A 24,776-nucleotide genomic window follows, 5' to 3' on the forward strand; every position below is an offset into this window, starting at 1 on the left:
CCGCCCCCACACCCCACCCATGGCGGGCGTGGACTAGAGAACCCCGTTTCGTACTCATAACGGGAAAAAGAGCGCTCCCAAATCCCGCTAAGAGTACGAAACGGAAGATCTCTAGCCACCTCAGCGCAGGATGCGAGGGTGCGCGGGCGGGGCGGACTCGTGGGACAGGGCCCTACTCCGTGGTGAATGTTGTTCGGCCGTAAGGGAAAGGGCCCGCGGCCGACTCCTGGGGGTAAGTCGGACCGCGAGCCCCTTCCGTGAAGGCCGGGTGCTCACGCCCCCGGCCGGACCTGGATCTTGCGGCCTTCGCCGCGCTTGAACGCCTCCAGCGCGGACGCGTACTCGCTCAGCGGCAGCCGGTGGCTGATGAAGATCTCCGGGTCGAGCGCGCCCGCCGCGAACAGGTCGGCGGCCCGCTCGTAGGAGTGCAGCACGGCCATCGAACCGGTGATCGTGATCTCCTGATTGTAGATCTTGTACGGCTCGATGGTCGCACGCGCGGCGTAGTCGGACACCCCGAACTGCAGGAAAGTTCCGCCCTTGGCGACGCGGCCGAGACCGTCCTGGATGGCCTTCTCGTTGCCGGTCGCGTCGATCACCACGTCCCAGCCCTCCGGCCGGTCCAGCTCGTCGGCGCTGGTGGCCGCGGCGGTGCAGCCCAGCCGCCGCGCGGTGGCCAGCCGGTCGGGGTTGATGTCGATCACCTCGATGCTGGCCGCGCCGGTGAGCTTGCCCAGCTCCAGCATCATCAGCCCCATCGTGCCGGAACCGTAGATCACCACCCGGCTGGCCAGTTGCGCGCGGAGGATGTCGTAGCCGCGGACGGCGCAGGACAGCGGTTCGATCAGCGCGGCGTCCTCGGTGCGCACGTGGTCGGGGAGCTTCACGCAGTTGGCCACCGGAGCGACGGCGTACTCCGCGGCGCCGCCCGCGGTGGTGACGCCGATCGCGGCCCACCGCTCGCACAGGTTGTTGCGGCCCGCGCGGCAGTAGCGGCATTCGTAGCAGTACAGCGACGGGTCCACCGCGACGCGGTCGCCGATCGCGAGCTCGGTGACCGCGCTGCCGATCTCCACGACCTCACCGGCGAACTCGTGGCCGGGCACCACGGGCAGCGTCGGGGCGAATTCTCCTTGCAGGATATGCAGATCCGTGCCGCACAGCCCGCAGGCCGAGACCTTCACGACGACCTGCCGCGCGCCGGGCGCGGGGTCGGGCACCTCGGTGACCTCGACCTCGCCGGGCGCGGTGATGACGGCGGCTCTCATTACTTCACGGCTCCTAGCGAGAGGCCCTGGACGAGCTTGTCCTGGGCGGCGAATCCGGCGACCAGTACGGGCAGCGACACGATCGTCGCCGCCGCGCACATCTTGGCCAGGAACAGGCCCTGGCTCGTGACGAAACCGGTGAGGAAGACCGGCGCGGTCCCGGCGACGACACCGGTCAGCACACGGGCGAACAGCAGCTCGTTCCAGCTGAAGATGAAGCAGATCAGCGCGGTCGCGGCGATCCCGGGGACCGCGACCGGCGCGACGACCCGGCGCAGCGTGGTGACCAGTCCGGCCCCGTCCAGCGCGGCCGCCTCCAGCATCTCCTTCGGGATCTCGGCGAGGAAGGAGCGCATCAGCCACACCGCGATCGGCAGGTTCATCGAGGTGTAGAGCACCACCAGGAACGAGATGTTGTCCAGCAGGCCGCTGTACTGGGCGATCAGGTAGATCGGCAGCAGCCCGGCCACCACCGGCAGCATCTTGGTGGTGAGGAAGAAGAACAGCACATCCGAGGTCTTCTTCACCGGCCGGATGGACAGCGCGTACGCGGCGGGAATGGCCAACAGCAGAACGAGCACAGTCGAACCCACGCTCGCGCTCACCGAGTTGATCAGCGGTGGCCACGGGCTCTGCCCGGTGCTCGCGCCGAAGAACTCCTCGTAGCCCTGCAACGACAGGCCCGCGAACAACGACGGCGGGTTGGTGGCCGCGTCGGACTCGGTGTGGAAGGAGGTCAGCACCATCCACAGCACCGGCAGCACGAACAGGATGCCGGACAGCCAAGCCAAAGCGCCCCAAGGCTTCCAAGCTCTTCTCATCACTTGACCTCGTCTCGGAGCAGGGAGGACACCGCGCGCAGGGCGAAGCTGGCGATCAGGATCGAGCCGATCACCACGACGACCCCCGCGGCGGAGGCCTGGCCGTAGTCGTGCGCCTGGTAGAAGGTCTGGTAGATCGTGTACGGCAGGTTCGCGGTGCCCAGGCCACCCGAGGTGATCGTGAAGACCGCGTCGAAGTTCTGCACGATGTAGATCGAGCCGAGCAGCCCGCCCAGCTCCAGGTACTGGCGCAGGTGCGGCAACGTCAGGTAGCGGAAGACCTGGAAGCCGGTTGCGCCGTCGATGAAGGCCGCCTCCACCGCGTCCTGCGGGCGGCTTTGCAGTCCTGCCAACAGGATCAGCATCATGAACGGGGTCCACTGCCAGACCAGCGCGGCGATCACCGCGGTCAGCGGCATCGTGCTGATCCAGTCGGGTTGCGCGGCGGACTCACCGAAGATCCACTTCAGCACGCCGTTGAACAGACCGTACTCCGGGTTGTAGAGCGCGTGCTTCCACAGCAGCGCCGCGGCGACCGGCACCACCAGGAACGGCGCGATCATCATGGTGCGCACCAGGCCGCGGCCGCGGAACTTCCGGTCCAGCAACAGCGCGATGCCCAGGCCGAGCAGCAGGCTGATCAGCACCACGCTCGCGGTCAGCAGCACCGTGGTCAGCACCGAGGACCGCAGGTTCGGATCGGTGATCACCGCGATGTAGTTGTCCAGCCCGGCGAAGCCGCGGTTCTCCGGGGCCAGCGAGTTCCACTGGAGGAACGAGATGATCAGCGTCGCCACGAACGGCAGCTGCGTCACGGCGATGGTGAAGATCAGCGCTGGCAGCAGCGGAGCCCGCCGGGCCCAGCGCGCCGCGGCGCCGATTCCCTTTGGTGGGGCTTGGGTTGGCATCGGATCAGCCCTTCCGGTATTTCGCCGCGACCTTGTCGGCCAGCCGCTGCGCCGCGCGCAGGGCGTCCTCGACCGAGCCGCGCCCGGCGATGGCCGCGCTGACCTCCTGGGAGACCTGCGTGCCGAGGTTGGTGAACTCGGGGATGCCGACGAACTGGATCCCGTTGGCGGGCCTGGGTTGCACGCCGGGATCGCGCGGGTTCGCCGAGGAGATCGCGATCCTGGTCTGCTCCGCGAAGGAGCCGGTCTCCTTCAGGTACTCCGGGCGCGCGTAGGTGGAGGCGCGCTTGCCGTCCGGGATGCTCGACCAGCCCTTCGCCTCGCCGACCACCCGCTCGTAGTCCTTGCCCGCGGCCCAGGACAGGAACTTCCACGCCGCCTGGTGCTTCTTGCTGGCCTTCTGCACGGCGAAGGCCCAGGTGTAGAGCCAGCCCGAACTCCTGGTCTTCACCACGGGCGCCTGCGCGAACCCGAGCTTGCCGCGCACCGGCGAGTCCGCCGCCTCCAGCAGCCCCGCCGCGGAGGTCGCGTCGTACCACATGGCGACCTTGCCCTGCGTCATGTTGTTGAGGCACTCGGAGAACCCGGCCTGCGGGGCACCGGCCTCGCCGTGCTCGCGCACCAGGTCCACGTAGAACCTGGTGGCCTCGACGAACTCCGGCGCGTCCACCTTCGCCTGCCAGTCCTTGGTGAACCAGGTGCCGCCGAAGGTGTTGACCACGGTGGTCAGCGGCGCCATCAGCTGACCCCAGCCGGGCTGGCCGCGCAGGCAGATCCCCTTCATGCCCGGCTGCGCGCCGTCGACCTTCGCCGCGGCCTCGGCGACCTGCCGCCAGGTCGGCCGCTCCGGCAGCGTGATGCCCTTCGCGGCGAAGATGTCCTTGCGGTACATGAGGAACGAGGACTCGCCGTAGAACGGCTGCGCGTAGACCTTGCCGTCGGCGGCGGTCAGCGACTGCCAGATCGGCTCCAGGACGTCCTGCTGGTCGAAGCCGGGATCGGCGGCGAGGTAGCCGTCCAGCGGTTCCAGCCAGCCGTTCTTCGCGTAGATCGGGACCTCGTAGTTGCTCAGCGTCGCCACGTCGTACTGGCCGGCCTGGCTGGTGAAGTCCTGGCTGATCTTGTCCCGCACGTCGTTCTCCGGCAGCACGGTGTAGTTCACCTTCACCCCGGTGCGCCTGGTGAAGTGCTCCGCGGTCAGCTTCTGGATGTCCAGCATCTGCGGGTTGTTGACCATGAGCACGTTGATCGACTCGGGGTCGTCCGGGTCGCCGATGCCCCCGGCGCCCGCGCACGCCGTCGCGCCCAGCAGCACGGCGAGAGTGGCGGACAACCGCGTGAATGACGTCATTGTCTTTCCTTCCGGCGGGGTCTTTCCTTCCGGCAGCGCGGAACAGGGGCCACCGCGCACGGCGGCCCCACGCGACGGACGGGGCCGCTAGGTCCTGAGCACCTTCGGCCCGAGCGCGGCGTAGCGGTGCGCCTCGGCCGGGGTGAGCGTGGTGTCGGTGATGATCGCCTCGAAGTCGGAGACGGCGGCGAAGCGGCTGAAGCTGGCGACGCCGAACTTGGTGTGCACGCCGACGAAGATCCGCCGCCGCGACACCTGGGCCGCCTGCGCCTTCACCGCGCTGACCACCGGGTCCGGGGTGGTCAGCCCGTGTTCCCTGGAGATGCCGTTGGCGCCGAGGTAGGCCAGGTCGATGACCATGTCGGCGAGCATCCGCAGCGCCCAGTGGTCGACCGTTGCCAGGGTGCGGCCCCGGACCCGGCCGCCGAGCAGCAGCACCGTCGTCGACGGCGAGGTGGACAGCGCCGCCGCGGTCGGCAGCGACGCGGTGATCACGGTCAGCGGCCGCGTCGTCGGCAGCGCCTCGGCGATGAGCTGCGGGGTGAAGCCCTCGTCGATGAAGACGGTCTCGGCGTCGTCGAGCCGGTCCGCCGCGGCGCGGGCGATCCGGCGCTTCTCCGGGACCATCGAGGCGGAGCGGAACTCCAGCCCGGTCTCGAAGCCCGCGCTCTCCACCGGGAACGCGCCGCCGTGGGTGCGCCGGACCAGGCCGTGCTCGCCGAGCGCGCGCAGGTCCCTGCGCACCGTCTCCGGGGCCACCGCCAGCTCGGCGGCCACCTCCATGACGTCGACCTTGCCGTCGGCGCGGGCCTTGGCCAGGATTCGGCGCTTGCGCTCCTCGGCTTGCATCAGCAAGACCCCTCCGCCCACATGACCGTTCGGACTTCAGCCCCGCCCGTTCGGGCTGGGAACAGGTCTAACACCGCGCACGAGGTGTGGCCAGTGCCACACCCGCTTCGGTGATGCCCGAATTCTGCCCGGTTCGTGAGAGCGCGACCAGGCCTGATCAGGCATCTGAACGCGCAGGTCGGCGAGCGGGTGCCCGAACCGGTCCGGCGGGCGGCCCGGCCCGGCCGTGAGGCCGTCGTTTTTTCCCCACCCAGGCAACTTTTCGGGCCACGATCGGGCCGATCCGGTCACCCTGAGTTCAGGGCTCGCCACTCGTTCGATAGCGTCCGCAACCCCGTGAAGTGGGGTGGAACCGGTCGTCGCATCTGGTCGACCGGGCGGCGTGCTCACCCACGCGTGTTACGCCGATCTCGCTATGGTTTGCCATTCCCGCAAGAGAGGTGTCCGTGATGCAGCCACCGGCCACACAGCCACCGGCGACGACGCAACCGGCCGAGAGCCAGCCCCGGCAGTTGCACGTGCTCGTCGCGGGGGCCGGGATCGGTGGGTTGTGCCTGGCCCAGGGCCTGGCCAAGTCCGGTATCGGGGTGACCGTCTTCGAGCGCGACGCGCACGCGCGCGACGGTGACCAGGGCTACCGAATGGTCGTCAACGCCGACGGCGAACGCGCGCTGCGGGACTGCCTTCCGGGTGCGCTGGTCGAGCTGTGCGAGCGCTCCTCGATCGCCCCGGCAACGCTGATGACCTTCCTGACCACCGACCTGGAGCCGAAGTTCGCCAAGCCGCTGCCGAGGGCCGACTCCGGCTACGTGCTCAACCGGCTGACACTGCGCGAGATCCTGCTCGCGGGCCTGGGCGACCGGGTGCAGTTCGGCCGCACGCTGACCGGCTACGACCAGGTCTCCGGCGGGCGGGTCCGGGCCCAGTTCGCCGACGGGCTCACCGCGGTCGGGGACCTGCTCGTCGGCGCGGACGGCACGGATTCGGTGGTGCGCGGGCAGGCGGTGCCCGACGCGGAGTTCGACGCGGTCGGCTACTCGCTGCGCGGGCGGACCATGCTGCGCCCGGACTTCGCCTCCTGGCTGCCGGAGATCCTGGTGGACACCGTCTCGCGGGTGCTCGGCCCGGACGGCATCTCGATGTCGGTCGCCACCTGCCGGGTGCGCCGCGTCCCCGGGCTGACCGCCGTCCCGGACTACCTGTCCTGGTCGATCTCGCTGCACGGTGATCCCGGTGGGCTGTCCCCGCACTGGGCCGCCCGCGACCTCGTCGCCGACTGGCACCCCGCGCTGCGCCGGATCGTCGCCGAGGCGGACCCCGTCGAGACCGTGGGCACGCCGATGCGGCTGGCTCGCCCGATCGAGCGGTGGAGCGTCGGCAACGTGACCCTGCTCGGCGACGCCGTGCACACCGTGCCGCCCGGGCGGGGCGAGGGCGCCAACGTCGCGCTCCGCGACGCGGCCGTCCTGCGGCACCGCCTGATCGACGTCGTTCGCAGGCGCATCCCGCTGACCAGGGCGAAAGTGGAGTACGAGAACGAGATGCTGGCCTACGCCTTCGCCGCAGCCTCCACCACCCGCGCCACCAAGCCCTACGCCCCCCGCGCCAACCCCTGAACACACCCCAAACCCACCCGGGGTATCCCGTTTCGTACTCATAACGGCTTTTGGAGCGCTCCAAAACGCGGCCAAGAGTACGAAACGGGGTTTTTTGGGCGCGCTGAATCGCGAAGGGGGTGAAGTGTCGAACCCAGTTTAGTTGGCGAAGGCGGGTGCGCGCGAAGAAGGGGCGTGGTTGCCGGGGGGCCGAAACGCTGTTACGGTTCATTCAAAACAGTGTTACGGAGGTTGTGATGACCCTTGCCCCAGTGGAGAACCCCTACCTCGCCGGGAACCAGGCGCCGGTGGACGTCGAGACCACGGCGTACGACCTGGAGATCACCGGAGCGCTGCCGGAGGAGCTGGACGGCAGGTACCTCCGGATCGGGCCCAACGCGATCGGCGAGCAGGACCCGGTGCACTACCACCCGTTCATGGGCGCGGGGATGGTGCACGGCATCCGCCTGCGGGACGGGGCCGCGCAGTGGTACCGCAACCGCTGGGTGCGCACGCCGAGCGTGACCGGGCTGCTCGGCGAGGCACCGGTGCTCGGCGCGACCACGGCGACCCACGACACGGCGAACACCCATGTCATCCGCCACGCGGGCAAGCTGATGGCGGTGTCGGAGGCGGGCGCGCTCCCGGTCGTGCTGGACGATCAGCTGGCGACGGTGTCCTACAACGACTTCGAGGGCAAGCTGCCGCACGGGTTCGCCGCGCACAGCAAGCGCGATCCGAAGACGGGGGAGCTGTTCGCGGTCACCTACTCGGCCGCCGGGACAGGCGGGCAGCTCGTCGTGGTCGGCGCGGACGGTGTGATCACCGGGATCGAGCGCATCGAGATCGACGACAGGCCGATGATCCACGACACCGCGCTCACGGTGAACCACGTGATCGTCTACGACCTGCCGGTGACCTTTTCCATGGCGGCCGCCCAACAGGGCCACTACCCCTACGTCTGGGAAAACGGGCGCCGGGCCAGGATCGGGCTGATGCCGCGCTACGGCACGAACGCCGACATCCGCTGGTTCGAGATCGAGCCGTGCTACGTCTACCACACGGCCAACGCCTACGAGGACGGCGATCGCGTTGTGCTGGAAGCGTTCCGGCACGAGCGCGTGTTCGACTCCGCGTGGTGGAAGCCGATCGAGGTGCCGCCGGTGCTGTGGCGCTGGACCTTCGACCTCGCCACCGGAACGGTCCACAGTGGACAGGTCGACGACGTCGCCGGTGAGTTCCCGAGGATCGACGAGCGGCTCATCGGCGCGGAACACCGCTACAGCTACGGGGTCGCGCTGCACCACGGCGAGGTCGGCAACCTCGCCGGACGCGGGATCGCCAAGCACGACCGAGTCTCTAAGACCACGCAGGTGCACGACTTCGGAGCCGCGCGCTACGCCGGTGAAGCCGTCTTCGTGCCGCGCGCACGGGATTCCGCCGAGGACGACGGGTGGCTGCTGAGCCTGGTCCACGACGCCGAGCGCGATCGGACGGACCTGGTCGTGCTGGACGCGGGCACGCTCAGCGCCGAGCCGGTTGCCGTTGTGCACCTTCCGGTTCGGGTTCCCGCGGGCTTCCACGGCGAGTGGTTCCCGACCCTGGGCTGAACCGCTCCAAGGCGCCGCGCAGCCGGTCGCGCTGGGCGAGCTGGGCATCGATCCGCCGCTCCAGCACGCCCAGCCGCCGTCGCACCACGCCCAGCGCCGCTTCGGACGGCGGCCCGGCCAACAGGTCGCCGTCCAGGCAGTCCTTGAAGAACCCGGCGTCCTCCAGCGTGAGCCCCAGATCGAGCAGGAGGCGGATGTTGCGCACGCGGTCCACAGTGGACTCCGGGTAGTCGCGGTAGCCGTTGGCGAGCCGGTGCGAGGTGATCAGCCCGGCCTGTTCGTAGTGCCGCAGGGCGCGGGGCGTGACCCCGGTCGCCCCGGCCAGCTCGCCGATCCTCATCGCACCCCCGCTTTCACGCCACCACGGCACCGCCGTCGACCGGCAGCACGACGCCGGTCACGAAGCCCGCACTCGGCGAGGCCAGCCCGGTGATCGCCCACGCTACTTCCTCGGCGGAGCCGACGCGCTTGAGCGGGGTGTGCTCCATCTGCCAGGCCCGCGTCGCCGCGCGTTGTTCTGGGGAGAGCCCCTGGTGCTCGGCGATCGGCGTGTCGATCGCGCCGGGCGCCACGGCGACCACGCGGACGCCCAAGGGCGCCAGTTCCACCGCCCAGCTCCGCGTGAAGGTGTCCACCGCGGCCTTCGTCGCCGCGTAGACCGAACTCGTCGGCCAGCCCCGCAGGGCGACCGCGGTGGACACGTTGACCACGACGCCGTTGTCCCGCCGCAGGTGCGGCACGGCGGCCTGCGTCAGCAGGACCGGGGCGGTGAAGTTCGTGGCCAGCTGCGCGGAGACCGCATCCGGGGTGATCCCGCCCATCGGTTCGTCGCGGACGATACCGGCGTTGTTCACCAGCACGTCGAGCCCGCCGAAGCGCTCGACCGCCTCGGCGACGATCCGCTCCGGGGCGCCGGGGCCGGTGATGTCGGTGGCGATGGCGTGGATGGCCCCGTCGTGCACGGCAACCTCGGCGAGCGGCTCGGCCCGCCTGCCGACGATCACGACGTTGTCGCCCCGCTCGGCGAACAAGAGCGCGGTGGCCCGGCCGATTCCCGTTCCGGCCCCGGTGATCAGGACTGTTCTGCTCATGGCGGTGATCGTCCGACCCTGCCGCCAACGGCAGGGTCAAGCGCGGTCGAGCCGGAACGTGGCGAGGTCGAGTCCGGGCGCCGGGCTGATCGTGCCGGTGCGCGCGAAACCCTTGCGCTCGTAGAGGGTGATCGCGGGCGTGTTGGCGGCCCCGGTGGAGACGACCACCGGTCCGTCCTCCCGCAGCACCTCGTCGACCAGGGCGCTGGCCAGGCCCTTGCGGAACCAGGCGGGATCGACGCAGAGGCGGTCGATGTCGACCTCGCCCTCGGGAGTGCGCTGCCACGCCAGGAACGCGACCGGCTCGCCGTCCGGGGTGACCGCGCCCAGCCAGCGCAGCGGTTCGGCGCGCATCTCCGCCAGCGTCTCGTGCAGCGCGGGGATTCCGTCGAAGCCGATCAGGTCCGCCTCCACGCGGTAGGCGAGTAGCCCGATCCGGTGCACGGCTTCCGCCGTTCGGTCGTCGCCGAGGTCCAGTGCGCGCATGGTCCAGCTCACCGGGGAGTTCTACCAGCACATGTCGCGATGTTGCCAACGATTCACGTTCGGGAGACCATCCCGGTCACCACTTCACGCAGGAGGTCCCATGCGCACTCGGCAGGTCCTGAGCGTCCTCGCGGTCACTCTCGCGGCGGGCGTGTCGCTCGCCCCGGCGGCGGCCGCGGCGACAGCCGTGAAGGTCCTCCAGCTCAACCTCTGCCACAGCGGCCTCGCCGGGTGCTACACCGGTGACCGGGTGATGGCCAAGGCCAAGGAAGTGATCACCTCCGTCAAGCCGCAGGTGTTGTCGCTCAACGAGATCTGCTCCGGTGACGTCGCCCCGCTCGGCGCCGCGATGGGCCAGGTGAAGTCGTTGTTCGTGGCCGCGCGCAGCAACGGCAACCCGGTGAAGTGCAAGAACGGCCAGGACTACGGCAACGCGATCCTGGTGGCCTCCGCGCTCGCGGGCTCGTCGGCGGGAGCGGGCGGCATCTACCAGAACCAGGACGCGGGCTCGGAGAAGCGCAGCTGGGGATGCCTGCCCGGAGGGCGGGTCAGCGCCTGCACCACGCATCTGTCGGCCAGGGACGGCAACGTCGCGCTGGCGCAGTGCAAGGAGCTGATGTCCCGCGTCGAGGGCTACGCGCGGACCGCGCCCGCGCTGTTCTCCGGCGACATGAACCTGCGCTACAAGGGCAATCCGGACGCGCAGAGCTGCAACCGAACGGGCTTCTACCGCAAGGGCGACGGCGCTCTACAGCACGTGTTCGCCTCGACGAAGCTTGCCTTCGCCAAGAGCAGCACGATGAGCATGGCTGGCACTACCGACCACCCGGCCCTCATCGTCGATCTCAGCATCCCCTGACCCGCAACGCCCCCCCCGCCGTAGTGGGTGCGTCTTCAAGTACCACGAACCCGGCCCGTCACCGTCTTAAACCGCCCCCAACCCCGCTGGCATCCCGGGGTTGGGGGCGGTTGAAGACTTCTGGAGAGGGGGTTGGTGGTACTTGAAGACGCCCGTACCTCGGCTAGCGGGTGGCCCACTTCGCGGAGCCGGGGGTCTGGGCGGCGGGGTGGCCCGCCGAGCCCGCGAAGGTGGCCAGGTAGCCGTTCTCCCCGCTGAACTGGATGCGGACGAGCGTCACCTCGGACGTGATCCCGGCGGTGCAGCGCGCGACGCCCCGCGCGTCGGTGACCGCCTCGCACAGCGGGCCGTTGTCCCACTTCGTGGTGAAGGTGATCTTCGCGCCCGTCCCGACCCCGGTGAGCGTGCCGGTCAGGGTGACCGCCGCCTGCCACAGCGGCTGCGAGGCGTCCCGCGCCAGGCTGGCCGAGGTGGTCAGGGACGTCGGGGCGGCGGCCGTGGCGGCGGGGGCGAGCACCACGGTGGCGGCGAGGGCGAGACTGGTCAGGGCGGCGGAACGCACGGAAGACTCCTCCGGGATATATCGGGCATAACGGACATCCATAAGAGAAGCGTTCCCGCCCGCCCGCCGCACGTGAAGATCAAAAACGTCGATCCGCTCAGGACTCCCGGAACTCCGCGGCGTTCGCGGCCAGCCAGGCGTCGAAGTCCTTCAGCGCCGGGTTCAGCTCGCGCACCGCGTCGAGGTCGCGCGCCCCGGTGAACTCCGCGTCGAAGTCGCCGTAGTACTGGAACATGTTGGCGATCTCCACCGCGCCCGGGAAGTCGAACGTGCGGAACACGTCGTAGGGGATCGACTGGAACCTGACCGGCTCCCCGAGGGCCGCCGAGAACTTCTCCGCGTACTGCGCGCCGGTCAGGTGCGCGCCCGCGATGCTGACCGTGCGGCCGATGAAACCCTTGCCCCGCTTGAAGATTCCGAACGCGGTGCGCCCGATGTCCTCGGAGTCGATCCCGGCGAGCAGCTTGCCGTCCGCCAACGGCAGGCCCAGCACGAGCACGCCGTCCTCGCCGCGCTTCGGCGCGAAGAAGGAGACGAACGACTGAAAGTAGTAGGTGGTGTTGAGGAAGGTCGTCGGGACGCCCGCCTCGACGAACAGCTCGTTGGCCGCGCCCTTCACGTCGAAGTGCGGCACGTTGTAGCTGTCCTGGAGCACCGGCATCCGCGGGTCCTCCAGCGGCAGCAGTTCGCGGGTGTCCTCCAGGGTCGACCAGACCACGTGCTGGAGATCCGCGGCCTTCGCGGTGCGGACCAGGACCTCGACCTCCTCGCGCTCCTTGTCCGCGGAGCCGTGCGCCCAGAAGTTCGTCACCAGGTAGGCCCCGTAGGCGCCCTCGAACGCGCGGCGCACGCTGGCCTCGTCGTAGAAGTCGGCGCGCACCACCTCGGCGCCGAGCGCGGCCAGTTCCTTGGCGGGGGCCGACTCCGGGTCCCTGGTCAGCGCGCGCACGGTGAAGCCGGAGCCCGGGTCGGCCAGGATCGCCCTGGCGATGCCGCCGCCCTGCGCCCCGGTGGCCCCGGTGACCGCGATGATCTTCTGCTCGCTCATGTCCGTGCTCCGCACCTCGGATTGATGTGTCAACCTGAACGTAGCGAGCGTGAGGGTGACGCGTCAACCCGGGGAGTAGGCTGCGCCCGTGACCGAACCCGTATGGCTGACCGAGGAGCAGCACCGCGCGTGGCGCTCCTTCAAGGCGATGGAGACGATGCTCAACTCCCGCCTCGGCGCGAGCCTCCAGCGCGACTTCGGGCTGTCCCCGGCCGACTACCGGATCCTGGTCGAGCTCTCCGAGGCGCCGGACGGGCGGATGCGCGCCTTCGAGCTGGGGGAGGCGACGCAGTGGGAGAAGAGCCGCATCTCCCACCAGCTCAGCAGGATGGCGCAGCGCGGGCTCGTCGAGCGGCAGCAGTGCTCCGAGGACAGCCGCTACTCCGACGTGGTGCTCACCGAGGCGGGCCGCGCCGCGATCGTCGGTGCCGCGCCGCAGCACGTGGCCAACGTGCGCGAGCTGTTCATCGACGCGCTCACCCCGGAGCAGCTGAAGATCTTCGGCGAGGCCTGCGAAGCCGTTCTGACCCGCATCAAGTCACAGGGCTGAGGCGAGCAGGGCGCGAACGCGGGGTTCGGGGACGTCCACCTGAGCGGCGACGAGGGCGGCGGCCTCCGACAGGTTCGCGGGAGTGAAACCGATGTCCGCCAAGGAAGTGGGGGCGTCGACCCGCCGGGCCAGTGCGCGCAGGCCGTCCGCGGCGGTGGGAGCGTTGAGGGCGGACGCGATCGGGGCGAGCGCGGGGCCGTCCATGAACTCGGCGACGTGAGGTAGCACCACGGTGTGCGTCGCCGCGTGCGGCAGGTCGTACGCGCCGCCGAGCACATGACAGATCTTGTGGTGCAGCCCCGATCCCGCCACGGCGAACACCGCGCCGGCCAGGTACGCCCCGTAAAGCAGCGACGTGCGCGCCTCCACATCGTCTGCCGCCACCAAACCCTTTGCCAGGGCGCGAACGCTCTCCTCGGCCATCAGCGAGCTGATCGGGTTCGCCCCCGCCGCGTAGACGCCTTCGACGCTGTGCGCCATGGCGTTCATCGCACTGGTCACGGTGAGCGTGCGCGGCAGGCCAACGGTCAGCGACGGGTCGTAGACCACGACCGCGGGCAGCACGTCCAGGCTCCGGCCGGTGCGCTTGCCGGACGGGGAAGTCATGCCCCACACCGGAGTCATCTCCGAGCCCGCGTACGTCGTCGGCACCGCGACGATGGGCAGCCGCAGCTCCAACGCGATCGCCTTGGCAGTGCCCACAGTGGACCCACCGCCGATCGCTAGCAGGCAGTCCGCCCCGACCGAACGCGCGACCTCGACGGCCTGTGAAGCGACGGCGACCGGAACGTGTTCGCGCACCGACGTGAACTCACCGGCGACGCGATCACCGAGGGGCTCCGCCAGGCTGCGGGCGAGGGGAAGTCCACGCGGAGTGGCGAGCACGAGGACCCGCTGCCCACTGATCTCTTCCGCGACGGTGAGCGCGCTGTCCACGCCGAACACGACACGGCCGGGCAGGGACTCGTAGCGGAACGCGCGCATGAACCCAGCCTGCGTCGCACCGAGCCCGATGTCCAATACCGACCTGCCGCCGTTGTCATACTCTGCGCGTATGGAACTGCGGCACCTGCGGTACTTCGTCGTCGTCGCCGAGGAGCTGAACCTGACCAGGGCGGCCGAGCGGCTGTGCATGGCCCAACCACCGCTGAGCGTGCAGCTGCGCAAGCTGGAGAAGGAGCTCGGCGTGCGCCTTCTGGACCGGTCCTCGCGCGGGGTCCGGCTCACCGACGCGGGCGCTCTGCTCTACGACGAGGCCCGCCGCATCCTCGGTTCGGTCGACCAGGCGAGCCAGCTCGTCCGCTCCGTCGGCACCGGTACCGTGGGGCGGCTGGCCCTGGGCTTCGTGCCCTCGGCCGCACTGGAGGTACTGCCGCCGATCCTCCGCGAGTTCAAGGCGAGCCACCCCGAGATCACCTTGTACCTCAACGAGATGCGGCCGGACGAGGTGCTCGACTCGTTGCACGAGCAGCGCATCGACATCGGCCTGTGCTACCTCTCGCGCGGCTTCACCGATCCCGCGCTGCGGACGCGCTGCGTCGCGGAGGACCCGCTCGTGCTCGCGGTCCCCGCCGCGCACCGGCTGGCCGAGGAGTCCACAGTGGACATGAAGGAGCTGGCGGAGGAGCAGTTCGTCCTGCCCACCCGCCACCGCATGCCCGGCCTGCACGCGATCATCACGGAGTCCTGTGCCGCCAACGGTTTCACGCCGCGCGTGGTGCAGCGCGAGGTCTGGCTGATGCAGACGATCGTCGGCCTGGTCGCGGGCGGCATCGGGGTGGCGGTGGTCCCGTCCTCCGCGCAGCGCCTGCACGCCGCCGAGGTCCGCTTCCTCCCGCTGACCGGCACCACCACTCCAGCCCGCATGTCGGCGGCTTGGCGCCCCGACCGGATTTCCCCTGTCCTGGAAGCCTTTCTTCGGCTAGTCCCAGGCGGCCGGGAGTGACCGCACGCCGTAGACCAGCGCGTCGTGCTTGAACCGGATCTCCTCGAACGGCACCGCCAGCCGCAGCCCCGGGAGACGCGAGTAGAGCCGGGTGAATACCTCCTGGAGCTCGACCCGGGCCAGCTGCTGGCCGAGGCACTGGTGCACCCCGTGCCCGAACGCCAGGTGGGCGCGCGCGTTGCGGGTCAGGTCGAGCCGGTCCGGGTCGGGGAACACCGACTCCTCGCGGTTGCCCGCGGACAGCGCGGCGACCAGCCACTCGCCCGCCCGAACGGTCTCGTCGCCGATCTCCACGTCCTCGGTGGCGTAACGGAAGAGTCCGAAGTGGACGATGGAGAGGTAGCGCAACAGCTCCTCGGCGGCGCTCGGCGCGATGGCGGGGTCCGAGCGGAGCGCGGCCAGCTGGTCCGGTGACCGCAGCAGGGCCAGCGTGCTCAGCGCGATCATGTTCGCCGTGGTCTCGTGCCCGGCGACGAGCAGGGTCACCCCGAGCGAGACCAGCTCCTCCACGGTCAGCGGCTGACCGGTCTCCGCCGCGCGCCGGATCAGCCTGCCCAGCAGGTCATCCGTCGGACGTTCCATTTTGGACAGCACGAGCTGCGCCATGAACTGCTGCACCTCCATCGCGGCCACGGCGGTCGCGCCGGGGTCCCCGCCGACGCCGACCAGCAGCGTGCTCTGGTGCTGGAAGGAATCTCGGTCGGCGTAGGGAACACCGAGCAGCTCGCAGATCACCAGCGACGGGATCGGCAACGCGAAGTTGCGGTACAGGTCGACGGGCTCGGTGCTCGCCAGCATCGCGTCGATGTGCTCGTCGACCAGCCGGGCGATCGCCGGTCGCAGCGCCTCGATCCGCCGCACGGTGAACTCCGGGATGAGCAGTTTGCGCAGCCGCGCGTGCTCGGGGCCGTCCAGCCGTAGCAGCACTCCGGGGGACACCGGCTCGTCCGGGTCGGCGCCGGGCACGACGTGGTTGGACGGCGCGCCGCGCGAGCTGAGCCTGCGGTCGGCGAGCGCGGCCCGGATGTCGGAGTGCCGGGTGAACACCCTCGCCTCCACCCCCATCGGGCAGGACACCGGCGCCGCCCGCTCGCCCAGTTCCCGGTAGCCGGGGGCCGGGTCGAGCGGCCGGGCCGGATCGCGGTCGACGGGGAAGGCGCCCCTGGTCGCGGTCATCGCCGACTCCTCTCGCGAAGTGGCAGCCACTGCCACATGGCCAAGACTGCCAGCGCGCGGACTCCTTGGCAACGCTGGTAACCTGCCCGCCCCGGGGCAGGAGGAGGCGGCGGTGGGGCTTCGCGAGACCAAGATGGAGCGCACCCGGCAGCTCCTCGCCGACACGGCCTTCGAGCTGTTCACCGCCCAGGGCTTCGCCGCGACCACGATGGAGCAGATCGCCGCCGCGGCCGAGGTCGGCCCGCGCACGCTCTACCGCTACTACGCGACCAAGGAAGCGCTGCTGTTGACCTTCGTCGAACAGCGGCTCGACGAGGCGCTGGACGTGCTGCGGGCGCAACCGCCCGATATGCCCGTTCCGGAGGCGTTGTACAAACTCCTTGACTACGTTCTGCGCACCGTCGCCGAATCCGGTGATCGCATTATCGCCGTGTACGAGCTAGCGTGGCGGACCCCGTCGGCCCGCGCCCAGCTCTCCGACAACACCTCGCGCTGGCGCGGTGAATTGGCAACCGAAATCGCGCGGCGAATGGGCGGGCGTTCCGCCGAGCTGGCCGCGACTTTGGCATCCGCCAATACGATGACCGTGATCGAGGTGTCCGTGCGCACCTGGGTGGAGAGCGGGGGCCGGTCGAACATGCGCCGGATCACCCACCGCGCCCTGGAACTGCTCCGCGGCTCCGGGGTGCCGGTTGCCACCCCGTGACCGCTGTTCCCCCACTCGGACCAGCGCTTACCCGCTCGGCGGAGTCGACGGTCAGCGCCCGTCCACCCGCATGTCCTAACGCCGTGGTCGCTGTCCGTGATCCCCGCCGGAGCGCCCGGCGGCGGGGCCAGTCGAACGAGTGGTTGTGCACCGGATAACCGTATTGTGACGTGCGTTCGCGAGTCACTGACACGGGTGACTGTACGGATTTGAAAGTCCGATGCTAACTTCGGTCCCGTCAGCACGTCGTATTTTCGCACGCATTCGGTGCTGACAGATTCCCGATTTACGACCCTGCCGGATTCCCCGGCTTCTTCGCCGTGTTCCAGTAATCGAGATTGGTGGTGTCGGTTGTGACCGAGTCGGTGCAGGCGGACCGGGAGGTCAACGGCGCGAGCGCGCAGCAGAGCCTCGCGACGGCCGCCGCGCGGAACCTCGCGACGACGACCAAGTCGGTCCCGCAGATGCAGGGCATCTCCTCGCGCTGGCTGCTCAAGGTGCTGCCGTGGGTCCGCGCCGCCGGTGGGGCCTACCGCGTCAACCGCCGGCTCAGCTACGCGGTCGGGGACGGTCGGGTCACCTTCACCAACACCGGGGCGACCATCCGCGTCATCCCGCCGGAGCTGTGCGAGCTGCCGCTGCTGCGCGGGTTCGACGACGAGGAGGTGCTGACCGCCCTCGCGGACCGGTTCGTGCAGCAGGAGTACCAGCCGGGTGACGTGATCGTCGAGTTCGGCAACCGCTCCGACCAGGCTTTCCTGATCGCGCACGGCAAGGTGGCCAAGATCGGCCCCGGCGCGTACGGCGACGAGACCGTGCTGGACACCCTCGCCGACGGCGACCACTTCGGCGACGAGACCCTGGCCGCCGACGGCGACATCTGGGAGTACACGGTCAAGGCGAAGACCGCCTGCACCGTGCTGATGCTGCCGCAGAGCGCCTTCGACCAGATCGTCGAGCAGTCCGAGGACCTTCAGGCGCACGTGGCCGCGTTCCGCGAGCGGCTCGGCCAGCCGCACAACGACCACGGCGAGGCGGCGATAGACCTCGCCTCGGGCCAGGACGGCGAGTACGACCTGCCGAGCACCTTCGTCGACTACGAGCTGAAGCCGCGCGAGTACGAGCTCAGCGTCGCGCAGACCGTGCTGCGGGTGCACTCCCGCGTCGCGGACCTCTACAACGAGCCGATGAACCAGACCGAGCAGCAGTTGCGGCTCACCGTCGAGGCCCTGCGCGAACGCCAGGAGCACGAGCTGGTCAACAACCGCGACTTCGGCCTGCTGCACAACGCCGACCTGAAGCAGCGGATGCACACCCGCTCCGGGCCGCCGACGCCGGACGACATGGACGAGCTGCTGTCCGCGGTGTGGAAGGAACCCAATGTCTTCCTGGCCCACCCCAAGGCGATCGCGGCCTTCGCCAGGGAGTGCAACAGCCGCGGCCTCTACCCGCACGCGGTGGACATCGGCGGGAACAAGGTGCCCTCGTGGCGCGGCATCCCGATCCTGCCGTGCAACAAGATCCCGATCAGCCAGAGCGGCACGTCCTCGATCATGCTGATGCGCACCGGAGAGCAGAACCAGGGCGTCATCGGCCTGCACCAGACCGAGATCCCCGACGAGTACGAGCCCGGCCTGTCCGTCCGGTTCATGGGCGTCAACGAGAAGGCGATCATCTCCTACCTCGTCAGCACCTACTACTCGGCGGCCGTCCTGGTGCCGGACGCGCTCGGCATCCTGGAGAACGTCGAGCTCGGCCGGTTCAACTGAGCCATGGTCCCCGCCGCCCGTCCCCAAGGCGGCGGGGATTTTCCCTGACCTAGCAACGGCTTTGACGGCGCGGACAGAAATCGGTGGTGTTTTTCAGTGACACAGACGGACATCGGCGGCACACCGCAGACCCCGCAGCTCAGCCTCGGCACGGCGGCGGCGCGCAACCTCGCGACGACGACCAAGTCGGTCCCGCAGATGCAGGGCATCACGCCGCGGTGGCTGCTGCGGGTGCTGCCGTGGGTGGAGGCGAAGGGCGGTGCGTACCGGGTCAACCGCAGGCTCACCTTCGCGGTCGGCGACGGGCGGTTGTCCTTCAGCAACACCGGCACCGACGTCCGCGTGGTCCCGCCGGAGCTGTGCGAGCTGCCGCTGCTGCGCGGGTACGAGGACGAGGAGGTGCTCAACGCACTGGCCGACCGGTTCCGGCAGCAGGAGTTCGCCGCCGGGGACACCCTGGTCCGCGCCGGTGAGTCAGCGGGCGAGATCTTCCTTGTGGCGCACGGAAAAGTGAACCAGGTCGCGTCCGGCAAGTACGGCGACCCGATCGTGATCGGCACCCTGGTCGACGGTGACCACTTCGGCGACCAGGTGCTCACCGGTGACAGTTCGCCGTGGTCCTACACGGTGAAGGCGGTCACCGCGTGCACCGTGCTCACCCTGTCCGCGCAGGAGTTCGAGCGCCTGGCATCGCAGTCGGACTCGTTGCGGGAACAGGTCGAGCGCTACGTCAACACGCCGAAGCGGCCGCAGAACAAGAAGGGCGAGGCCGCGATCGACCTGGCCGCGGGCCAGGACGGCGAGTACGAGCTGCCCGGCACGTTCGTGGACTACGAGCTCAAGCCCCGCGAGTACGAGCTGAGCGTGGCGCAGACGGTGCTGCGGGTGCACTCGCGCGTGGCCGATCTGTACAACGAGCCGATGAACCAGACCGAGCAGCAGTTGCGGCTCACCGTGGAGGCGTTGAAGGAGCTCCAGGAACACGAGCTGATCAACAACCGCCAGTTCGGGCTGCTGCACAACGCCGACCTCAAGCAGCGCATCACCACCCAGGGCGGCCCGCCGACCCCGGACGACCTCGACGAGCTGCTCTGCCGCAGGCGCAAGTCGCGGTACTTCCTGGCCCACCCCAAGACGATCGCGGCCTTCGGCAGGGAGTGCAACAAGCGCGGCCTCTACCCGGAGGGCACCGTGGTCGACGGCAGGCAGGTGATGGCGTGGCGCGGCGTGCCGCTGCTGCCCTGCGACAAGATCCCGATCACCGAGGCCCGCACGTCCTCGATCCTGGTGCTGCGCACCGGCGAGGACGACCAGGGCGTGATCGGCCTGCGCCAGACCGGGCTGCCGGACGAGTACGAGCCCGGCCTGTCCGTGCGGTTCATGGGCGTCAACGAGAAGGCGATCATCTCCTACCTCGTCAGCGCCTACTACTCGGCTGCGGTGCTGGTGCCGGACGCCCTCGGGGTGCTGGAAAACGTCGAGATCGGCCGCTGAGGGCGGGGGGCGGGCGACGACATGGCCACGGTCGAGGCGATGACCGCGGGCAGGTCGGCACGTGACGTGCTTGCCTGGAGCCGCAACATGGTGGACCCCGTCCTGCGCGAGGTGGTCGAGGCGATGCCGCCGTCGATGGCGCTGATCGCCGGGTACCACTTCGGGTGGTGGGACGAGCACGGGAGACCGACGAGCGCGGACGGCGGCAAGGCGCTGCGCCCGGCGCTGGTGCTGCTGTCCGCGGCGGCGGTCACCAGCGACGCCTACGGCGAGTACGAGTGCGTCCAGGCGGCGCTCCCGGCCGCGGCGGCGGTGGAGCTGGTGCACAACTTCTCGCTGCTGCACGACGACGTCCTCGACGGTGACCTGGTCAGGCGGCACCGGCCGACCGCGAACCGGGTTTTCGGCTCCAACGCGGCGATCCTGGCCGGTGACGCGTTGCTCACGGCGGCGTTCGCGGTGCTCGCGAAGAGCGGGCACAACGCGGCGCAGCCGGGTCTCGGCGTGCTCGCCGCGGCGGTGATGGACCTGATAGACGGGCAGAGCAAGGACCTCTCGTTCGAGGAGCGCGCCGACGTCGACCTGGCCGAGTGCGTGGCCATGGCCGAGCGGAAAACGGGCGCGCTGCTGGGTTGTGCGGCCCAGCTGGGCGCGTTGTTCGGAGGTGGGACGCCGGAGCGGGTGCGGTCGCTGCGCCGGTTCGGCGACCACCTCGGGCTGGCCTTCCAGCTCGCCGACGACCTGCTCGGGATCTGGGGCGACCCCCGGCGCACCGGCAAGCCCGTGCACTCCGATCTGACCAACGGGAAGAAGTCGCTGCCGGTGGTGGCGGCGTTGAGCTCCGGCACCCCGGCCGCGCGCGAGCTGGCCGGGCTCTACCTCAGGGACGATCCCCTCACCGAACCCGAACGGGCCCGCGCCGCCGAGCTGATCGACCTGGCTGGCGGCCGGGAGTGGGCCCGCGACCAGGCCGAGCAGTTGACCAACCGCGCGTTCGCCGAACTCGCCGCGGTCACTCCTGCGGCGCGTCCCGCGGCGGAACTCCGATCGTTGGGCACACTGGTGGTCACCCGCGATCACTGAGAAGCGCCCTGCGCGCGTTCGACGGGCAGTCCCCCGCCAGCAGGTGGGGGACTGCCCCGTTGGAGTTCACTGGCCTTGAGGAGTTCGTGTGTCCCACCGCGGCAGGATCGGCGTCGTCCTGGCCCGGACCGGCAGGCTCGCCCTGCTCGGCGATCCGCTGGACTACGTCGTGCACCGCTTCCGAGCCCTGTTCCCCTGGCTGGACTTCGTCATCGCCGACAGCGAGTCCACTGTGGAGGGCGCGCGGGCCGCGACGCGGCGGCTGGTCGAGCGCGACGGCGTCCGCCTGGTCGCCTGCCTCGGCGGGACGAGCGTGCTGCCTGCGATCACCGAGACCTGCGAGCAGCTGCGGACCCCGTGCGTGTCCACGGCACTGCCCTGGCAGGTCTACCGCTACGGCAGGGATCGCGGCTTCGACTGGACCTACCACTTCTGCTGGGGGCTCGACGACATCGCCGCGACCTTCGCCGACCTGTGGCGTCACGCGGGTGACTCGGTCGGTCTGCTGTGGAACGACGGCCCACAGGGAAGAGCGCTGCGCGATCCCGATCTCGGCTTCCTGCCGGTGACATCCCACGCAGTGGTGGACGCCGGTGCCTACCGCGAGTCGGAATCCGACTTCGCCCGGCAGGTCGAGGTGCTGCGACAGTCCGATGTGGACATTGTCAGCAGTGCGGCGACCACCGGTGACCTGATCCGGTTCCTCTCCCGTGCTCAGGGAGCGGGCTTTCGGCCGAATCTCGTGACGTGTTCCCGCTGGCTCGCTTATCCGTTCGGCGCTGATCACCCGTCGTTGGATCGCGTCGCCACAGTGGTCGCCTGGGCTCCGCAGCACCGGTATTCGTCCAGTGTGGACGGCACTTCGGCTGAGCACCTGGGTGACGACTACCTCCGCGAGACCGGTCGGCCGTGGCTGCCGTTGCTCGGCCTCGCGCACGCGTTGCTTGAGGTCGCGGTGCACGCGGTTACGGCAGGGGAGGACCGCTCCGCCGTCGCGGACGTGCTCGCGAAGACCACTGTGGACACGATCGCCGGGCGGCTGGACTGGACGAGCGGCCCGGTGCCGTGCGTGGCGACGCTTCCGCTCGCCGCGGGTCAGTGGCAGAACGGCGTGCTTCGCGTGGTGGACAACGACAAGGTCCCCGCCGCGGTGTGCGACGGGGACCTCGTGCTCGGTGTCAGGAACTGATCGTGATGGTGAACTTGTAGGACACCGGCGCGGCCGGGTCGAGCAGCGCGCCGCCCTGCTTCGCGGTCTTGGCTTCGCCTCGCGCGTCCTTGTACGCGCCGGTTCCGCCGATCACCGCCATCGTCGAGTCCTTGAAGCTGCTGGTCCCGCCGATCGTGTAAGTGCGCAGGCTGGACAGGTGGATCTCGCCCTTGGCCAGCCGGAAGGCGCTGGTGCAGTGCGAGGTCAGTTCCGGTGGCGCGAGCCTGGCCACCGTGCAGGTGGAGTAGCCCTCACCGACCTTCGCGCCCGCCTCGTCGTACAGTTCGCCGCCGCCGAGGAAGGACAGGCCCACGGTGGGCACGGCGGGCAGGCTGAGCACGGACCGCTTGGCGGTCACGATGATCGTCTCGTCGGCGGGCGCCGCCGGGGCGGCGCTCGCGGTGAGCACCGGGAGCATCGCGACGGCCGCGGTGAGGCCGAGCAGTCGTTTCCAGGACATGTGCCTTCTCCTCGAACGGTTTACGGAAGGGGCGGTGTTTGCCCCATCTGCGACAACGCGATGCGGAACGCCTCGGGGGAGACCGCGGCGGCTCCGGTGAACGGGTGGTCCATGAGGTGTGTGAACAACAACGACGCCGATACGAGCATGGCCAGCACGCCCACCATCAGCGCGTGCGGCAGGAAGCGCTCGGTGCCGAAGAACAGGGCGAAGCCGATCAGCAGCCCGCCGCCGATGAGCAGCCCGATCCAGAAGAAGCCCGGGATCGACGGCACCGCCTCGTTGAGCCGGTCGCGGCGCGCGCTGCCGATCGTGTTGACCCGCTCGATCATGGCGCTGTAGAGCGCTTCCTGGCGGGAGCCCTCGACCTCGATCTGCACGATCGCCCTGCGCATCCTCTTGGCGACCTCCTCGACCTTCGGGCTGCCCTTGCCCTGGGCCAGCAACGGCCACTCGTCGACGATGACCGCCTTCGCGTAGGAGACCGCGATGTCCTGGAAGGCGGCTTTGTCCTTGTCGGAGAAGGCGGTCGAGGCGAAGTAGAGGCCCGGCAACGCGTTCGCCTCGGTGTAGGTGTTCGCCCGCGCCGCGCCGAGGTCCTCCCACACCGCGACCACGACGAAGGCCACCAGGATGGCGTAGAAGGCGCCGCACGCCGCGAAGAAGTGCCCCGAGACCTCGTTGTACTTGGCGCGGGACGTGAAGGGGACGAGCCTGGTGACCACGTACGCGGCGAGCACGCTGACGAGCACTGTGCCGCCGACCACCAGGACGCTTTGCAGCAGCAAGAAAGAGGGCCCTTCGTCGGCTCGGCAGGGGATAGCTCGAAGGTAGTTCCAGGGCCGGAGGACCGACCACTACACGAACAGGCGGAGACCAGGGAGAAAACCGGTAGGAAGATCGCGTAGCGTCAACGCATGGCCACTTTGGTGTCGTTTCACGCCCACCCGGACGACGAGTGCATCGGGTGCGGCGGCGTCATGCGCAAGGCTCACGAGGAAGGTCACCGCGTCGTGCTGGTGGTCGCCACCCGCGGTGAGGTCGGCGAGGTGCCTGACGGTTTCCTCGCCGAGGGGGAGCAGTTGTGGGAGCGCCGGGTCACCGAGACCCACGCCGCCGCCGAGATCCTGGGGGCCGAGCGCGTGGAGTTCCTCGGCTACCGGGACTCCGGCATGATCGGCGAGCCCACCAACGACCTCCCCGGTTCTTTTTGGACCGCCGACGTCGAGGAGGCGGCGCGGCGGCTCGCGACCATCCTCCAGGAGGAGAACGCGGACGTCCTGACCATCTACGACGACAACGGCGGCTACGGCCATCCCGACCACATCCAGGTCCACCGCGTCGGCAAGCGGGCCGCCGAGATCGCGGGCACGCCCCGCGTCTACCAGAACACCATGAACCAGGACCACATGCGCCGCGGCATGGAAGCCATGGCCGCTCAGGCCGAGAACGTGGACATGCCCGACGTCGAGTCCGAGGGCCAGTTCGGCAAGCCCGAGTCGGAGATCACCGCCGCCGTCGACGTCACCAAGTACCTGGAGGCGAAGCGGGCCGCGATGCGCGCCCACGCCAGCCAGATCGGCGAGGACTCGTTCTTCCTCGCCATGCCGGACGAGGGCTTCGCCTACGCCTTCGGCACCGAGTGGTTCATCCGCGAGGGCCAAGGCCCCGGCATCACCGAGACCGACCTCATGGAGGGCCTGTAGCACCGCACCGGTCCCAGCCCGTCCACCCCTCACGGGTGGCGGGCCTCCCGTGCCTTCCCGTCAGAACGGCGCCGGTTCCGCGATCGGTTCCGCTTCTGTCTCGGCGGTCTTCCCGTTGGGTGTGGTCCACACGTGCCGACCGTCGGGGAGGCTTTCGCACTTCCAGTTGGATTCGTGCTTCATCCGGTGGTGCCTGCGGCACTTCGGCCGGAGGTTGCTGATGGTGGTG

25 protein-coding genes are annotated in these 24,776 nt (G+C 69.8%); 11 read left to right on the plus strand and 14 right to left on the minus strand.

Translation table 11 applies throughout. The annotated features are described in order from the left end of the window. Positions 1-272 precede the first annotated feature (272 nt). The 5 genes from NLX83_RS38525 to NLX83_RS38545 form a co-directional block, all read right to left on the minus strand. Positions 273-1,268: a zinc-dependent alcohol dehydrogenase family protein gene (locus tag NLX83_RS38525; RefSeq protein ID WP_254240227.1), complete on the minus strand. Its 996-nt coding sequence runs from the start codon at positions 1,266-1,268 to the stop codon at positions 273-275. Then, the gene (locus NLX83_RS38530) at positions 1,268-2,089 is read right to left on the minus strand and encodes a carbohydrate ABC transporter permease (protein ID WP_254240228.1); all 822 of its coding nucleotides are present in this window, start codon (positions 2,087-2,089) and stop codon (positions 1,268-1,270) included. The genes NLX83_RS38525 and NLX83_RS38530 overlap by 1 nt, the downstream gene beginning before the upstream one ends. Further along, positions 2,089-2,997: a carbohydrate ABC transporter permease gene (locus NLX83_RS38535; protein ID WP_254240229.1), complete on the minus strand. Its 909-nt coding sequence runs from the start codon at positions 2,995-2,997 to the stop codon at positions 2,089-2,091. The genes NLX83_RS38530 and NLX83_RS38535 overlap by 1 nt, the downstream gene beginning before the upstream one ends. A gap of 4 nt (positions 2,998-3,001) precedes the next feature. Then, positions 3,002-4,348: an ABC transporter substrate-binding protein gene (locus tag NLX83_RS38540; RefSeq protein WP_254240230.1), complete on the minus strand. Its 1,347-nt coding sequence runs from the start codon at positions 4,346-4,348 to the stop codon at positions 3,002-3,004. 87 nt (positions 4,349-4,435) lie between these two features. Next, on the minus strand, positions 4,436-5,197 hold the full coding sequence (locus tag NLX83_RS38545) for a DeoR/GlpR family DNA-binding transcription regulator (RefSeq protein WP_254240254.1): 762 nt from the start codon (positions 5,195-5,197) through the stop codon (positions 4,436-4,438). Between the two features lie 449 nt (positions 5,198-5,646). Here NLX83_RS38545 and NLX83_RS38550 point away from each other — a divergent pair, with 449 nt between their 5' ends. After that, the gene (locus NLX83_RS38550; protein WP_254240231.1) at positions 5,647-6,813 is read left to right on the plus strand and encodes an FAD-dependent oxidoreductase; all 1,167 of its coding nucleotides are present in this window, start codon (positions 5,647-5,649) and stop codon (positions 6,811-6,813) included. A gap of 236 nt (positions 6,814-7,049) precedes the next feature. Beyond that, a complete protein-coding gene (locus NLX83_RS38555; protein ID WP_254240232.1) occupies positions 7,050-8,402 on the plus strand; it encodes a carotenoid oxygenase family protein in 1,353 nt (450 codons plus the stop codon). Here NLX83_RS38555 and NLX83_RS38560 read toward each other — a convergent pair. The 3 genes from NLX83_RS38560 to NLX83_RS38570 are packed head-to-tail and all read right to left on the minus strand — an operon-like array spanning position 8,317 to position 9,991. After that, a complete protein-coding gene (locus NLX83_RS38560) occupies positions 8,317-8,742 on the minus strand; it encodes a MerR family transcriptional regulator (protein ID WP_254240233.1) in 426 nt (141 codons plus the stop codon). The two genes, NLX83_RS38555 and NLX83_RS38560, sit on opposite strands and share 86 nt — an antisense overlap. A 13-nt stretch (positions 8,743-8,755) precedes the next feature. Continuing rightward, entirely contained in the window at positions 8,756-9,493 is a 738-nt protein-coding gene (locus NLX83_RS38565; protein WP_254240234.1) for an SDR family NAD(P)-dependent oxidoreductase, read from the minus strand. A 36-nt stretch (positions 9,494-9,529) separates the two neighbouring features. Further along, positions 9,530-9,991 carry a GNAT family N-acetyltransferase gene (locus NLX83_RS38570; RefSeq protein ID WP_254240235.1) on the minus strand — a complete coding sequence of 154 codons (462 nt, stop codon included), beginning with the start codon at positions 9,989-9,991 and terminating at the stop codon, positions 9,530-9,532. Between the two features lie 88 nt (positions 9,992-10,079). Between NLX83_RS38570 and NLX83_RS38575 the strand changes: the two genes are divergently transcribed. Next, positions 10,080-10,838, plus strand: a complete 759-nt coding sequence (locus NLX83_RS38575; RefSeq protein WP_254240236.1) for an endonuclease/exonuclease/phosphatase family protein — start codon at positions 10,080-10,082, stop codon at positions 10,836-10,838. Positions 10,839-11,001: 163 nt separating this feature from the next. Here the strand turns inward: NLX83_RS38575 and NLX83_RS38580 are convergent, their stop codons facing one another. Together NLX83_RS38580 and NLX83_RS38585 are read right to left on the minus strand one after the other, a co-directional pair. After that, a complete protein-coding gene (locus tag NLX83_RS38580; protein WP_254240237.1) occupies positions 11,002-11,400 on the minus strand; it encodes a hypothetical protein in 399 nt (132 codons plus the stop codon). A gap of 97 nt (positions 11,401-11,497) precedes the next feature. Then, entirely contained in the window at positions 11,498-12,448 is a 951-nt protein-coding gene (locus tag NLX83_RS38585; protein ID WP_254240238.1) for an NmrA/HSCARG family protein, read from the minus strand. 88 nt (positions 12,449-12,536) lie between these two features. On the opposite strand from NLX83_RS38585, the gene NLX83_RS38590 reads away from it, so the two are divergent. Next, on the plus strand, positions 12,537-12,998 hold the full coding sequence (locus tag NLX83_RS38590) for a MarR family winged helix-turn-helix transcriptional regulator (RefSeq protein ID WP_254240239.1): 462 nt from the start codon (positions 12,537-12,539) through the stop codon (positions 12,996-12,998). Here NLX83_RS38590 and NLX83_RS38595 read toward each other — a convergent pair. After that, on the minus strand, positions 12,987-13,982 hold the full coding sequence (locus NLX83_RS38595; RefSeq protein ID WP_254240240.1) for a maleylacetate reductase: 996 nt from the start codon (positions 13,980-13,982) through the stop codon (positions 12,987-12,989). The genes NLX83_RS38590 and NLX83_RS38595 overlap by 12 nt on opposite strands. 70 nt (positions 13,983-14,052) lie before the next feature. On the opposite strand from NLX83_RS38595, the gene NLX83_RS38600 reads away from it, so the two are divergent. Next, positions 14,053-14,943 (plus strand): LysR family transcriptional regulator, encoded by an 891-nt coding sequence (locus tag NLX83_RS38600; protein ID WP_254240241.1) that lies wholly within the window; start codon positions 14,053-14,055, stop codon positions 14,941-14,943. On the opposite strand, the gene NLX83_RS38605 is transcribed toward NLX83_RS38600, so the two are convergent. Then, a complete protein-coding gene (locus NLX83_RS38605) occupies positions 14,920-16,119 on the minus strand; it encodes a cytochrome P450 (protein ID WP_254240242.1) in 1,200 nt (399 codons plus the stop codon). The genes NLX83_RS38600 and NLX83_RS38605 overlap by 24 nt on opposite strands. A gap of 112 nt (positions 16,120-16,231) precedes the next feature. On the opposite strand from NLX83_RS38605, the gene NLX83_RS38610 reads away from it, so the two are divergent. The 5 genes from NLX83_RS38610 to NLX83_RS38630 all read left to right on the plus strand — a co-directional run bounded on the left by NLX83_RS38610 (position 16,232) and on the right by NLX83_RS38630 (position 22,360). Beyond that, positions 16,232-16,825 carry a TetR/AcrR family transcriptional regulator gene (locus tag NLX83_RS38610; protein ID WP_254240243.1) on the plus strand — a complete coding sequence of 198 codons (594 nt, stop codon included), beginning with the start codon at positions 16,232-16,234 and terminating at the stop codon, positions 16,823-16,825. Positions 16,826-17,178: 353 nt separating this feature from the next. After that, positions 17,179-18,594 (plus strand): family 2B encapsulin nanocompartment shell protein, encoded by a 1,416-nt coding sequence (locus NLX83_RS38615; RefSeq protein ID WP_254240244.1) that lies wholly within the window; start codon positions 17,179-17,181, stop codon positions 18,592-18,594. A gap of 96 nt (positions 18,595-18,690) precedes the next feature. Continuing rightward, complete coding sequence (locus NLX83_RS38620; protein WP_254240245.1) at positions 18,691-20,088, plus strand: family 2B encapsulin nanocompartment shell protein; 1,398 nt, start codon at positions 18,691-18,693, stop codon at positions 20,086-20,088. 21 nt (positions 20,089-20,109) lie between these two features. Beyond that, positions 20,110-21,171: a family 2 encapsulin nanocompartment cargo protein polyprenyl transferase gene (locus tag NLX83_RS38625; RefSeq protein ID WP_254240246.1), complete on the plus strand. Its 1,062-nt coding sequence runs from the start codon at positions 20,110-20,112 to the stop codon at positions 21,169-21,171. 88 nt (positions 21,172-21,259) lie between these two features. After that, on the plus strand, positions 21,260-22,360 hold the full coding sequence (locus NLX83_RS38630; RefSeq protein WP_254240247.1) for an ABC transporter substrate-binding protein: 1,101 nt from the start codon (positions 21,260-21,262) through the stop codon (positions 22,358-22,360). Here the strand turns inward: NLX83_RS38630 and NLX83_RS38635 are convergent. Both NLX83_RS38635 and NLX83_RS38640 read right to left on the minus strand, forming a co-directional pair. Continuing rightward, positions 22,350-22,841 (minus strand): allene oxide cyclase barrel-like domain-containing protein, encoded by a 492-nt coding sequence (locus tag NLX83_RS38635; protein WP_254240248.1) that lies wholly within the window; start codon positions 22,839-22,841, stop codon positions 22,350-22,352. The two genes, NLX83_RS38630 and NLX83_RS38635, sit on opposite strands and share 11 nt — an antisense overlap. Before the next feature lie 20 nt (positions 22,842-22,861). Then, positions 22,862-23,629 carry a bestrophin-like domain gene (locus tag NLX83_RS38640; protein ID WP_254240249.1) on the minus strand — a complete coding sequence of 256 codons (768 nt, stop codon included), beginning with the start codon at positions 23,627-23,629 and terminating at the stop codon, positions 22,862-22,864. Between the two features lie 129 nt (positions 23,630-23,758). Between NLX83_RS38640 and NLX83_RS38645 the strand changes: the two genes are divergently transcribed. Continuing rightward, positions 23,759-24,547: a PIG-L family deacetylase gene (locus NLX83_RS38645; RefSeq protein ID WP_254240250.1), complete on the plus strand. Its 789-nt coding sequence runs from the start codon at positions 23,759-23,761 to the stop codon at positions 24,545-24,547. Positions 24,548-24,776: the final 229 nt, after the last annotated feature.

The organism is Allokutzneria sp. A3M-2-11 16, from assembly GCF_024213555.1.
Lineage (GTDB): Bacteria > Actinomycetota > Actinomycetes > Mycobacteriales > Pseudonocardiaceae > Allokutzneria.